At 63.7% G+C, this 13238-nt stretch carries 10 protein-coding genes; 4 read left to right on the top strand and 6 right to left on the bottom strand.

Features of this window, described 5'->3' with window-relative positions:
- Positions 1-131: 131 nt before the first annotated feature.
- Positions 132-1010, top strand: a complete 879-nt coding sequence (locus tag GYA95_RS12285; protein WP_015270753.1) for a DMT family transporter — start codon at positions 132-134, stop codon at positions 1008-1010.
- A 177-nt stretch (positions 1011-1187) separates the two neighbouring features.
- Here GYA95_RS12285 and GYA95_RS12280 read toward each other — a convergent pair whose 3' ends face one another.
- Together GYA95_RS12280 and GYA95_RS12275 are read right to left on the bottom strand one after the other, a co-directional pair.
- A complete protein-coding gene (locus GYA95_RS12280) occupies positions 1188-1784 on the bottom strand; it encodes a hypothetical protein (RefSeq protein ID WP_161551400.1) in 597 nt (198 codons plus the stop codon).
- Positions 1785-1882: 98 nt separating this feature from the next.
- Positions 1883-2788: a LysR family transcriptional regulator gene (locus GYA95_RS12275; protein ID WP_013973059.1), complete on the bottom strand. Its 906-nt coding sequence runs from the start codon at positions 2786-2788 to the stop codon at positions 1883-1885.
- A gap of 362 nt (positions 2789-3150) precedes the next feature.
- Between GYA95_RS12275 and katG the strand changes: the two genes are divergently transcribed.
- Positions 3151-5397: a catalase/peroxidase HPI gene (gene katG / locus GYA95_RS12270; protein WP_015270751.1), complete on the top strand. Its 2247-nt coding sequence runs from the start codon at positions 3151-3153 to the stop codon at positions 5395-5397.
- Positions 5398-5613: 216 nt separating this feature from the next.
- Positions 5614-6942, top strand: coding sequence for a CDP-diacylglycerol--serine O-phosphatidyltransferase (pssA, locus tag GYA95_RS12265; RefSeq protein WP_015270750.1), 1329 nt, complete (start codon positions 5614-5616; stop codon positions 6940-6942).
- Between the two features lie 335 nt (positions 6943-7277).
- On the opposite strand, the gene GYA95_RS12260 is transcribed toward pssA, so the two are convergent.
- Both GYA95_RS12260 and GYA95_RS12255 read right to left on the bottom strand, forming a co-directional pair.
- On the bottom strand, positions 7278-8237 hold the full coding sequence (locus GYA95_RS12260) for a DMT family transporter (protein ID WP_015270749.1): 960 nt from the start codon (positions 8235-8237) through the stop codon (positions 7278-7280).
- Between the two features lie 258 nt (positions 8238-8495).
- Positions 8496-8816: a hypothetical protein gene (locus GYA95_RS12255; protein WP_015270748.1), complete on the bottom strand. Its 321-nt coding sequence runs from the start codon at positions 8814-8816 to the stop codon at positions 8496-8498.
- 335 nt (positions 8817-9151) lie between these two features.
- Between GYA95_RS12255 and GYA95_RS12250 the strand changes: the two genes are divergently transcribed.
- Positions 9152-10294 (top strand): GGDEF domain-containing protein, encoded by a 1143-nt coding sequence (locus tag GYA95_RS12250; RefSeq protein ID WP_015270746.1) that lies wholly within the window; start codon positions 9152-9154, stop codon positions 10292-10294.
- Positions 10295-10514: 220 nt separating this feature from the next.
- Here GYA95_RS12250 and ppnN read toward each other — a convergent pair whose 3' ends face one another.
- Entirely contained in the window at positions 10515-11888 is a 1374-nt protein-coding gene (ppnN, locus tag GYA95_RS12245; protein ID WP_015270745.1) for a nucleotide 5'-monophosphate nucleosidase PpnN, read from the bottom strand.
- Positions 11889-12100: 212 nt separating this feature from the next.
- Positions 12101-13162, bottom strand: coding sequence for a YeiH family protein (locus GYA95_RS12240; RefSeq protein WP_015270744.1), 1062 nt, complete (start codon positions 13160-13162; stop codon positions 12101-12103).
- Between the last annotated feature and the right edge of the window lie 76 nt (positions 13163-13238).

The following is a 13238-nucleotide window of genomic DNA, read 5'->3' as shown; positions in this document are numbered from 1 at the left end:
TTGGCTGGCGGCGATTGAACTTCCTTATTCTTCGGCATCTCTTCTAAAATCCGAGCTGTTGCATCCGCCAGGCAACGCCTGCGCGGCCTTCACTGGGCGCCGCATCAAGCCGCGCCGTCATCGAGAGTGCCATGAGTTCCAGCACACCGCTGTCCGGAGTCAACCAACCCCTGCGCGGCATCGCCCTGGTGGTGGTGGCGACGTTCCTGTTCGCCAGTCACGATGCCCTGTCCAAGTTCCTGGGCGGCCTGTACCCGATCATCATGGTGGTGTGGGCGCGGTATGTGGTGCACACGCTGCTGATGGCCGGGATCTTCCTCCCCAAGGCCGGCCTCAACGTGCTGCGCACTCGCCGCCCTCTGTTGCAGACGTTACGCGCCCTGAGCCTGCTGAGTACCAGCCTGCTGTTCACCACCGGCCTGCAGTACCTGCCACTGGCCGAGGCCACGGCGGTCAACTTCCTTGCCCCGGTGCTGGTCACTGCGCTGTCGGCGCCACTGCTGAAGGAGCGGGTGACGGTGGGGCAGTGGGTGGCGGTGGTGATGGGCTTCATCGGCGTGCTGGTGGTGGTGCACCCGGGCGGGGCGATGTTTACCCCGGCCATCCTGTATCCGTTTGGATCGGCGCTGGGCTTCTGCTTCTATCAGTTGCTGACGCGCATCCTGGCCGCGCACGACAGCCCGACCACCAGCAATTTCTATGCGGGGTTGTGCAACACCCTGGCGATGAGTGCGTTGGTGCCGTTCTTCTGGGAGATGCCGCGTTGGGACCATGCGCTGCTGATGCTGGCGCTGGGGGGCTTTGGCATGACGGCGCACCTGCTGCTGACTCAGGCCTTCCGCCATGCGGCACCTGCCTTGCTGGCGCCATTCAGCTATTGCCAGATCGTGTTCGCCGGGTTGCTTGGGTTGGTTGTCTACAGCCAGGTGCCGGACACCCTGAGCCTGGTGGGCATCTCGGTGATCTGCCTCAGCGGGCTGGGGGCGGCGTGGATGCAGCGGGGTAAGTAGAAGCTTTACCGCGGTTATTACAGCTACAGCACCGACCTGTAGGAGCAGCCTTGTGCTGCGAAAGGGCCGGTGTGGCAGAAGAAATTCTGTGGCGGTACTGGCCTCTTCGCAGCACAAGGCTGCTCCTACAGGCCGGTGCTGTGCCCGAGCATTTGCGCTATATCAGTGAAGGGGGCCTCAAACGCGACCCTTCAACAGCGCCTGCAACGAATCGTCAAAGTCCCGCAGCGCATCCGCCTGCACCGCCCGCTCATCCTCGACCACCCTCGCCACATCGCCCAGACTCTTGCTTGCCCGTCCCTCAGCGCGGCCGATATAGGTCAGCTGGTCATCGAAAAAGCGCGCTACTACCCTGCTTTCGATATCCGCACTGGCCAAACGGCTTTCGGTGTCCAGCAGCACGATCACGTCCGGGTGGTCGCCCAGCAGTGTGTCCAGGTCGTCATAGAAAGTCACTTCGGCAAACTGCTGCGCCAGTGACCGCGCCAGCCAGTCATACGCCTGGCTTTCGCTGCCCAGGGTCGCAACAGGGACACGTTGGCCATGGGCCGGTGCGCCTGCCTGGGTGCGATGGCTGCCGAGGTATTCGAGGGTCGCTTCGGCATCACGCCCCAGCAGTACCACCACCCGTTGGCCAGGGGCCAGGGCGACACTGGAAATTGCCGTGGCCGAATAGAAGTGCCCGTAAGGCTGCGTGTCGGTAGCTGCCGGGCTGGCACAACCGCCAAGGGCGGCCAACAAGGCGAGCAGGGCAGCGATCATGCCGGTTTTCATGGGAGCCTCATCAATCGGTGTATGCCGCCATCTTCCGCCCGGGCTGACCGCAGGGGAACTTGATGGCATTCATGGTGGCTATCGATGAGGTCGATGCATCACTGCGTGGCCATGAACTGCAGGATGCGCTCGCGCAGCCAGCGCTCGGCCGGGTCATTGTCCTGGGCACCGCTCCAGACCATCGACAGTTCGGCCTCGGTGATGTCGAACGGCGCCGGGTCGGCGCGCAGGCTGCCGTCGTCGGCCAGGGCGCAGGCGGCATAGTCTGGCACCGTGGCGATCAGCTCGGTGTTGCGCAGCAGGGCGCGCAGGCTGCCGAATTGCGGCACCGCCAGCACCACCTTGCGGCAGCGGCCGATGCGTGCCAGGTCAAGGTCGATATTGCCGCTCATGTCACCGGAGAACGACACCATCACATGCGGGCGGGCGCAGTATTCGTCGAGGGTCAGCGGGCCCGGGCGGTCATCGGCGCGCAGCACCCGCACGCCGATGTTGCGCAGCTTGCGGCGCTTGGCGGTGGCCGGCAGGTCCGTGGTGTAGCTCACGCCCACCGAAATTTCGCCGCTGGCCAGCAGCCCCGGCATCAGCAGGAAGTTGGCCCGGCGCACCACCACACTGATATTCGGGGCCTCTTCGCGCAGCGCCTGCAGCAGGGCCGGGAACAGGCCGAATTCGGCATCGTCCGACAGGCCCAGGCGGAACACGTTGCAGCTGTTGACCGGGTCGAACTCGCGGGCGCGGCTGATGGCGGCGGAAATCACATCCATGGCCGGCCCCAGCTCGGCGAAGATCTGCATGGCCCGTGGCGTGGGCTCCATGGCCCGGCCGTTGCGGATCAGCAGCGGGTCGTCGAACAGCTCACGCAGGCGGGCGAGGGCGGCGCTGACGGTGGACTGGGTGATGAACAGCTTTTCGCCGACCCGGGTCAGGTTGCGTTCGATCATCAGGGCTTCGAACAGTACCAGCAGGTTCATGTCGACGCGGCGCAGGTCGTTGCGATTCATGAGGGTACGGGTTCCGGGTTGGAAGGGTTGGCGTTGTATTGGAGCATGCGGACAGCTTGGTTGCCTTGTATGGATGTGCCGGCCTGTTCGCGGGCACGAACCTGACAGAGCCAAGCTATCGCCCCTCAATAGGCACTCTATTAGAACTCTGCCCAAGCTCGGCTAGTCTTTCCCCTGGCCCCGCGAATTCTGCCAGCGGGCGGCATGTCAGCACCTTTGTGCAAGACCACGCCAACCCCGTCATGACAGCTTCGCAAGCCCCGTGTAGACCTGATGAGGGGTAGCACGAGCCCACGCGCTCGGCTGAAAGAACACCTGGCATAGACCGGAAATCTGGATAACCGACCCAAAGGTACCCGCAGATGTCGAACGAATCGAAATGCCCGTTCCATCAAACCGCAGGTGGCGGCACCACCAACCGTGACTGGTGGCCTGACCAGCTCAACCTGAGAATTCTTCATCAACATTCCTCCAAATCCGACCCGATGGACCCGGATTTCGATTATGCCAAGGCGTTCAAGAGCCTCGACTTCCAGGCGCTGAAGAAAGACCTGACCGCCTTGATGACCGACTCCCAGGACTGGTGGCCCGCCGACTTCGGCCATTATGGCCCGTTGTTCATTCGCATGGCCTGGCACAGCGCTGGTACCTACCGTATTGGCGATGGCCGGGGTGGTGCAGGCTCTGGCCAGCAGCGCTTCGCCCCGCTCAACAGTTGGCCGGACAACGTCAGCCTGGACAAGGCCCGGCGGCTACTGTGGCCGATCAAGCAGAAGTACGGCAACAAGATTTCCTGGGCCGACCTGATCGTGCTCACCGGCAACGTCGCCCTCGAGTCCATGGGCTTCAAGACCTTCGGCTTCTCTGGCGGGCGTGCCGATGTGTGGGAGCCGGACGAAGATGTGTACTGGGGCTCGGAAAAGGTCTGGCTGGGCGGTGACACCCGCTACGGCAAGGCCCAGCCGCCCGGCAAGGGCGACCTGGTGGCGGAGCCGGCCAAGCGCCCCGAGGAGCAGGGCCGTACCCTGGAGGGCGAGCGCAACCTGGAAAACCCGCTGGCCGCCGTGCAGATGGGCCTGATCTATGTGAACCCGGAAGGCCCGGAAGGCAACCCCGACCCGGTAGCCTCGGGCAAGGACATCCGTGACACCTTCGGCCGCATGGCCATGAACGATGAAGAAACCGTGGCGCTGATCGCCGGTGGCCACGCCTTTGGCAAGACCCACGGTGCCGGCCCTGCCGACAACGTCGGCCCCGAGCCGGAAGCAGCAGGCCTGGAGCTGCAGGGGTTGGGCTGGGCCAACAAGTTCGGCAGCGGCAAGGGTGGCGATACCATCACCAGCGGCCTGGAAGTGACCTGGACTTCGACCCCCACCCGATGGAGCAACGAATACCTCAACAATCTGTTCAACTTCGACTGGGAACTGACCAAGAGCCCGGCTGGTGCCCACCAGTGGCGGCCGAAGGAGGGCAAGGGGGCAGGCACCGTGCCGGATGCCCATGACCCGGCCAAGCGCCACGCGCCTTCCATGCTCACCTCCGACCTTGCGCTGCGTTTCGACCCGATCTACGAGCCGATCGCCCGCCGCTTCAAGGATAACCCTGACCAGCTGGCGGACGCCTTCGCCCGCGCCTGGTACAAGTTGATCCACCGCGACATGGGCCCATTGGCGCGCTATCTGGGCCCGGAAATGCCCAACGAAGAGCTGCTGTGGCAAGACCCACTGCCAAAAGTCGATCACCCGCTGGTAGGCGAGCAGGACATTGCCGCGCTCAAGGCCAAGGTGCTGGCGGCGGGCCTGAGCGTTGGCGAGCTGGTGGCCACTGCCTGGGCAGCGGCGTCGACCTTCCGCGGTTCGGACAAGCGTGGCGGGGCCAATGGTGGCCGCCTGCGCCTGGCGCCGCAGAAGGATTGGGCGGCGAACCAGGGCACAGGCAAGGTGCTGGCGGCGCTGGAGAAAATCCAGGCCGAGTTCAATGCCGGTGGCAAGAAAATTTCCCTGGCCGACCTGATCGTTCTGGCCGGTGGCGCCGCAGTGGAAAAGGCTGCCAAGGACGCCGGGCACAATGTCAGCGTGGCGTTCCGCCCTGGGCGTGTCGATGCCTCCCAGGCGCAGACCGACGTCGAGTCGTTCGCCGTGCTGGAACCGCTGGCTGATGGCTTCCGCAACTTCACCAAGGCCCGCTACAGCGTCAAGGCCGAGAAACTGCTGCTGGACAAGGCCCAATTGCTGACCCTGACCGCGCCGGAACTGACCGTGCTGATCGGCGGCCTGCGTGTGCTCGGCGCCAACCATGGCGGCAGCCAACAGGGCGTGTTCACCGACAAGGTCGGTACCCTGAGCAACGACTTCTTCCGCAACTTGCTGGACATGGGCGTTGAGTGGAAGCCGACCTCGGCGGATAACGAAACCTTCGAAGGGCGTGATCGCAAGACCGGCCAGGTGAAGTGGACCGGTAGCCGGGTTGACCTGGTGTTCGGCTCCCATGCCCAGTTGCGGGCATTGAGCGAGGTGTACGGCAGCAGTGATGGCCGGGACAAGTTCGTGCGGGACTTTGTCGCGGCCTGGGAGAAGGTCATGGAGCTGGATCGTTTTGACCTGAAATAGCTTCGTCAGAAATGGGGGCGCTTTGCGCCCCTATCGCGACACAAGGCCGCTCCCACAGGTTCGGCGCCGCATGTGGATTCGGCGCTGGCTTGTAGGAGCGGCCTTGTGTCGCGACAGGGCTGCAAAGCAGCCCCATGCTATCCGGGGGCTGGACCATTTCAAACTTCCTGTGCAAGCTGATGCACGACAGTGATTGCACACAGAAGGTGATCGTTCTTGAACCCCGAATCCATGCTGGCGGCATTGCCAGGCTACGCCATGTCGGCCGAGTCGATCCAGGTGCTGCCCGATGCCAAGGCCTACCGCGCCTGCCTGCTCGAGCGCATCCGCGCCGCAACCCGGCGTATCGTCATCGTTGCGCTGTACCTGCAGGAAGATGAGGCTGGCCAGGAAGTGCTGGATGCCTTGTACCAGGCCAAGGCCGCGCGGCCCGGGCTGGAAATCACCATCGTGGTCGACTGGTTCCGTGCTCGCCGCGGTCTGTTGGGCGCCGGGCGCCAGCCGGGTAACGCCGCCTGGTACCAGGCCCAGCGCCAGCACCATGGGCTGGATATCGTCATCCATGGCGTACCTGTGCAGACCCGCGAGCTGTTTGGCGTGTTGCACCTGAAGGGCAGCATCATCGACGACTGCGTGATCTACACCGGCGCCAGCCTTAACAACGTGTACCTGCACCGTTTCGACCGTTACCGCCTGGACCGCTACCACCTGTTCCAGTCACCAGAGCTGGCCGACGCCATGGTCGGGTTGGTGCGTCGCCTGCTGCACCACACCGCCACACCGCGCCTCGACCTGCCGGCGCCACCCTCCACCCGCAGCCTGCGCGGCGACATCCGGCGCTTGCGCGCGCGGCTGCGACGCATGGCCTATGAGGCACCGGCCAGCGGGGCGGGGCAGGGCCTGCGGGTTATCCCGCTGTTGGGCGTGGGCCGTGGCAACCCGCTGAACCGTGCAGTGTGCGCCTTGCTGGCGGCGGCACGCACGCAGGTCATCATCAGCACGCCGTATTTCAACCCACCCCGGGTGCTGATGCGCGAACTTGACCATGCCCTGGCGCGTGGCGTGCGGGTGGAACTGATCGTTGGTGATCGCACGGCCAACGACTTCTATATCGCCCCCGGCGAGCCGTTCAGTGCCAGCGGCGCGTTGCCCTACCTGTACGAAGACAACCTGCGTGCCTTCACCCGACGTCGCCACGCTGCGATTGCCAGCGGCCAGCTGCAGGTGCGGATCTGGAACGACCCCGGGCATACCTTTCATGCCAAGGGCGTGTGGGTCGACCAACGCTATTCGTTGCTGACCGGTAACAACCTGAATCCGCGCGGCTTCAATCTGGACCTGGAGAACGGCCTGCTGATCGATGACCCGCAAGGGCAATGGCTGGGGCCACGGGAAGCAGAGCTGGCCGAGCTGCGCCGGCATGCGCCGAAGATCGGCTCGGCAGAGGAGTTGGGCGCCAAGGCCGAGCACCCCAAGGATGTGCGCAGGTTCCTGCGGCGGCTGCGCTATAGCCGACTGGAGCCGCTGATCAAGCGGGTGCTCTGAGGGATTTACGCGTTTTTGTGGGAGTGGCCTTGTGTCGCGAAAGGGCCGCAAAGCGGCCCCAGACGTTGGTGTTGCTACCAAAATTGCCGGGGCTGCTCTGCAGCCCTTTCGCGACGCAAGGCCGCTCTCATAGAACTGCACATAACTCATTGAATTAGCAGGGACCCTGTGGGAGCGGCTTTAGCCGCGAACACCGGCGCAGCCGGTGCCATGCACCGCGTTGGATTCTTCGCGGCTAAAGCCGCTCCCACAGGGTACGAGGATCGCTTGCGAATTCAGTTATCTGTGCGACAGCGCAGCCCAAAGGGCTGGGCAATCTTCCACAGTGACCGCAGTCAGGCTGCTGCACCTTTGGCCTCAGCCACCTTTGTTTCCTGTTTGCCCCGCGGCTTGAGCCGCGACACCGCAAACAGCACCACCGCCAACCCGACGACCTGATACAGCGAAATCTCCTCGCTCAGGATCGCCCACGATGCCAGCACCGTCAGCACCGGCCCCAGGTTGCCCACTGCCGCAGTATGGGTCGGCCCCAGGCGCTGTATCGCCAGCGCCACCCAGTAGATCGGCAGCACCGTGGAAAACATCGCCATCAACCCGGCATTGGCCCACACTGCGCCCGGCAACTGCCACAACTGCCCGACCGGTGCCACCACCAGGTAATGCGCCAGCACCATCAGCGAGGACGCAGTACCGCACAGCCCGGCCAGGCGCATCGAGCCCATGCGCTTGAGCATCATTCCGGTGCCGGAGTAATACAGCGCGTAGGTCACTGCACTGGCGAACACCCACAGCGAGCCCAGCACTACCTGCTGGCCAGCCCCGGCCACACTGACGTCGTGGACAAAGGCAATGCCCAGCCCCAGGTAGCACAGGCCCATGGCCGACAAGGTGCGCAGGCTTGGCCGCTCACGCAGGGCGATGGCCTGGAACACCAGCACCAGGGTCGGGTAGGTGAACAGAATCAGCCGCTCCAGCCCGGCGCTGATGTACTGCAGGCCATAGAAGTCGAACAGGCTGGCCAGGTAGTAGCCCAGCAGCCCGAGCAACGCGACACGCAGCCCATCGCCCAGGTTGAGCGGTGCGCTGCCCTGACCACGGCTGGCCCATACCAGCCAGGCGAACATCGGCAGCGACAGCCCCATGCGCAATGCCAGCAGGCTGATGGCGTCCACCGGCCCTGCGGCATAGGCGAGCTTGACGAAGATGGCCTTGAAGCTGAAACCCAGGGCCGCCAGCACGGCGTAAAGGGCGCCGCTTTGCAGTTGGCGCTGGATCAGGCTGCGTAATGCGTTCATGGGTACCCGCGGCAGAAGAAAGACAGGGTTATTCTGAACTGAAGGCAGCCCCACTAGCAGCGCTTTATCGAGGAATTGGCGATGAACCTGGCAATGCTGCCCGAACAGCCGCCGTGCGCGCCGAGCAGGAGCTGCCGGCGCGTCGGGTGGCCCTGGCGGAAAGCTGGGCCACCCTGGAGCTACGTTTGTGTTTCCGCGACTGGGAGCGCCTGAGCTCACATGGGCGGCAACTGGTGAGCTTTTTGTCCGGGCAACGGCTTACTGCGCCGGGGCCAGGCGAATTCCACTCACCTGCACCTGATCACCGGGCTTGAAGCGGGCATTGGGCGAGCGATAGCGCTGGGTACTGCCGTCGTCATGGCGTACCACGTACGCTGCATCGCTGTGCCCGCTGCCTTGTTGCACGGCGGCGCCGCCAAATGCACCCAGGGCTGCACCGACGATGGCGCCGAACGGGCCACCGAGCGCGGCGCCGACCATCAGGCCGGTGACGCCCCCGGCGCCATAGCCCACCGTGTTGTCGGGGCTTTCCGAGAGCACCTCGTCGGCGCAGGCGGGCAGGGCGATGGACAGGGACATTGCCAGAGGGAGGAGGATATTTCTCATGATGGTTATTTCCGCAAGGCAGGTAGTGGCGAAAGAGAATGGTTCAGCTTTCGTGCCAGCTGGGCAGCCCCTGCAGATGGGCGTGTTGCGCTGGTGCGTTGTCATAACGACAGCGGTTTTTGTGGTGCAAATGACACGCTGATGTCAATATGACATTTCACCCGCATGGGTATTGGCCAGGGCTGGGCTATCATTTGCAGGCTGGTGGTGCAAGGCTCCTCTGAAAAGTCATCACGAGCGCATACAATCGGGCCTTTTCCTCGTTAACCAGATAGGCCAATCCGTTTATGGCGCTTGATCCACCCACGATGCTGACTATCTCGATCGCCCTGGCTGCCGCGGCTGCGTTGTACCTGGCGATCGAGTGGCGCAGCGTTCGCGAGCCGTCGCTGCTGTTCTGGAGCGCAGGCTTTGCCACCATCACGATCGGTTCCACCCTGGCCTTGCTGCGCGGTATCGGTTTGTTGCTGATCGGCATCTGGTTCGCCAACGGCTTGCTGGTGGTGGCGCACTGGTTCTTCCTGATGGGCGTGTTGCGCTTCACCCAGGTGCGGCTGTCGCGTATCTGGTTATCGGTGGTGCTGGTGTGGTTCGCCTTGCTGCTGTTGCCCGTGGGGCCGCAGTGGTCGAAGGTGATGCTGATGGTCAACTCGTTGCTGGTGGCGCTGTTGACGCTCAAGGCCAGTTGGCTTTTGCGGCCGCATGGCAAGTCGCTGAGTGTTGGTGCCGTGCAGTTGCGCTACGTTTTGCTGGTTCATGGGTTGTTCTATGTGGCCAAGGCGATCATTGCAATTACACCGGGTACGCTGATTGACCTGGCCACCTTCGGTGGGTTGATCATTCAGGTTTCGTTGGTCGAAGGTGCGATGGCGATCATGCTGATTGCCTTGTCGATGACCGGCACCGTGCGCTACCGCCGAGAGGAGCGGATTGCCCGTCTGGCAGCCCGTGACCCGTTGACGGCGCTGTACAACCGGCGCGCACTGGAGGTTCGGGCGGGGCCTTTCTTCAAGGCAGTGGATTCAACGCAGCCCGGGGCCTTGCTACTGATCGACATCGACAACTTCAAGCTGGTCAACGACCTGCACGGGCATGTTGCAGGGGACCGCTTGCTGATTGCCCTGAGCGAGATGATTCGCACGGTGCTGCCCGAGCGCTCGCTGGCGGCGCGGCTGGGCGGTGATGAGTTCGTCATTCTGCTGTGTGGTGCGAGCAGCGAGCGGGTCATGGAGCTGGGTGGACTGCTGCGCGAGCAGTTTCAGCAGTATGCAAGCAAGACGGTGCCTACGCCGCAGCCGGTCACCTTGAGCATCGGCGCCAACCTGTTCGACCAACCGCCGACGAGCCTGGCGGCCTTGATCGAACAGGGGGATGTCGCCTTGTACCAGTCCAAGCGCGGTGGGCGCGACAGCATCCGCTTCGTCGAACGACCGATGGCCGACCTCAGTTAGTAGCAGTTTTGCCTTTGCGTCTGCCTTTGCTTTTTGCTTTTGCTTCTAAGCGCGCGATAGTTCAGGCGCCGCCGATTGCGACTTAAGGGACCCGCCGTAAGGGCGGAAAGGTGACTTGGCGCCACCATCGCGAATGAATGCCTACTCGATGTGAATGCCCACATCCAAAAAGCCAAATAGCTGCAGGCCCCGTCCATGGGGCCTCAGCAAGAATGGCGAATCAGGTCACCACCTGGTAGCACGGTACATACGCCGCGCCGCCCGGCAACTTCATTCGATGCTGGTCGACGAACGCCTGCAACAACCGGCCCAGTGGGTCCAGCACAGCGCTGTCGCCACGGATCTGATACGGCCCGTGTTCCTCGATCAGGCGGATGCCCTTGTCCTTCACGTTGCCGGCGACGATGCCGGAAAACGCCCGGCGCAAGTTGGCAGCCAGTTCGTGGGCCGGCAGCTCGCGGCGCAGGTCGAGGTCGGCCATGGCCTGGTGGGTCGGGTCGAACGGGCGCTGGAAGCTCTCCTCGATCTTCAGCAGCCAGTTGAAATGGAAGGCATCGTTGCGCTCGCGGCGGAACTGCTTCACCGCCTTGAGCCCTTCGACCATGTATCGGGCAACTTCCGCCGGGTCATCGATGATGATCTCGTACAAGCGATGCGCCGCCTCACCCAGGGTGGCGCCGACGAATGCGTGCAGCTGTTGCAGGTACGGCTCGGCGCTGCGCGGCCCGGTGAGTACCACCGGGAACGGCAGCTCCTGGTTGTCCGGGTGCATGAGGATGCCCAGCAGGTAGAGGAACTCCTCGGCCGTGCCGGCACCGCCCGGGAAGATGATGATGCCGTGGCCGACACGGACGAAGGCTTCCAGTCGCTTCTCGATGTCCGGCAGGATCACCAGTTCGTTGACGATCGGGTTGGGTGCTTCGGCGGCGATGATGCCGGGCTCGGTCAGGCCCAGATAGCGGCTGCCGTGCATGCGTTGCTTGGCGTGGGCAATGGTGGCGCCCTTCATCGGGCCCTTCATCACACCCGGGCCGCAGCCAGTGCACACGTCCAGCTTGCGCAGGCCCAGCTCGTGGCCGACCTTCTTGGTGTACTGGTATTCCTCGCTGCTGATCGAATGGCCACCCCAGCACACCACCATCTTCGGCTCCACGCCCGGCCGCAGGGTGCGAGCGTTGCGCAGCAGGTGGAACACGTAATCAGTGATGCCCTGGGAGCTTTCCAGGTCGATGCGCTGGCTGGCCAGCTCGCTTTCGGTGTAGACGATGTCGCGCAGGGCACTGAACAGCATTTCACGGGTGCTGGCTATCATTTCGCCATCGACGAAAGCGTCGGCCGGGGCATTCAGCAGCTCCAGGCGCACGCCGCGGTCCTGTTGATGAATGCGCACCTCGAAGTCCTGATAGGCCTCGAGGATGGTCTTGGCATTGTCGACATGGGCGCCGGTGTTGAGGATGGCCAGGGCGCACTGGCGGAACAGGGTGTAAAGGCTACCGGTACCGACTTCACTCAGTTGCTGCACTTCACGTTGTGACAGCGTCTCCAGGCTGCCTTTGGGGCTGACGGATGCATTGATGACATGGCGTTGAGGCATCTAAGTCTTTCCTGTGCGGGTAAAACATCCTTCTTTGACAACACCATACCGAGAAATGTGGGCGGCAACGAGGGGGGGCAACAAAAACCTCATCAGACCGAGCTGCCTGCTTCGCGGGTAAACCCGCTCCCACAGGTACGGCGCAGGTTCTGAAAGCAGCGCAATACCTGTGGGAGCGGGTTTACCCGCGAAGCAGGCGGCTCGGTCTCAAGTCATCCCAACAGCTTCTGCACACCAAGGGTAATCGCCACGCCACCAAACACCAGCCAGAGGTTGAGAATCGCCCCGGTTGCCAGCGCCCGCGGCCCGGCCTGGCGAATCTGGCTGAGGCGTGTCTCCATCCCCAACGCGGTCATGGCCATGGTCAGGGCAAAGGTATCCAGGCTGTTGACCGCCTGCGTCACGCTACCCGGCAACACCTGCAGCGAGTTCACCAGTACCAGCGCGAGGAAGCCGAAGGCGAACCAGGGCATGGCGATGCGCCCGTTGCCCTGTGCCTGGCCCGGCTGGCGCGCGCGGCTGATCCAGAGGCCCACCACCAGCAGCACCGGTACCAGCAGCATCACACGGGTCATCTTGACGATGGTGGCGATATGCGTGGCCTCGGGGCTGACGTTGCTGGCGGCACCGACCACCTGGGCCACCTCGTGAATGGTGCCACCCAGGAACAGCCCGGCGCCCATGGTATCCAGGTGCAGCCAGCCGGCATTGATCGCCAATGGGTAGAGGAACATCGACAGGGTGCCGAACAGCACCACGCTACCAACCGCCATGGCGCTTTTATGCGGTGCGCTGCGCAGGGCCGACTCGAAGGCCAGAACCGCAGCGGCGCCGCAGATGGCGCTGCCTGCGGCGGTCAGCAAGGCGGTATCGCGGTCCAGCTTGAACAGCTTCATGCCGCACCACAGGCCGATCAGCAGGGTGCTGGACACCACCAGCAACGACACGATGAGCCCGGACCAGCCGACTTCGGCTATTTCCTGCAGGCTCACCCGCAGGCCGAAGAAGGCCACGGCAATGCGCAGCAGGCCGCGGGCGGAAAAGTTGATACCCGCCGCCCAGCTGGCGGGAACGCCGTCACGCAGTGCATTGCCGTAAAGCGCACCGGCGACGATACCGACGATCAGCGGGCTGATACCCAGGTTGGCGATGGCGGGCAGGGCGGCCAACTGGGTGACCGCAAGCGCGAACAGCGCGACGAACAGAATGCCATTGAGCCGCCCTCGGGTAGAAAGGGTAGGTGCAAAGGCGGGGTTGGACGGAGCCGTGGCCATGTGAGTCCTCCGGAAAGGTGTTTCGACATGGACTACGTTAGTCTGGTTATAAGCTTATAAAAAATCGTAATTTAGG

The sequence above is a fragment of the Pseudomonas asiatica genome, assembly GCF_009932335.1.
Lineage (GTDB): Bacteria > Pseudomonadota > Gammaproteobacteria > Pseudomonadales > Pseudomonadaceae > Aquipseudomonas > Aquipseudomonas asiatica.
Note: the sequence above shows the minus strand (reverse complement) of the source record. Positions and strands in the feature narration are given on the sequence as shown.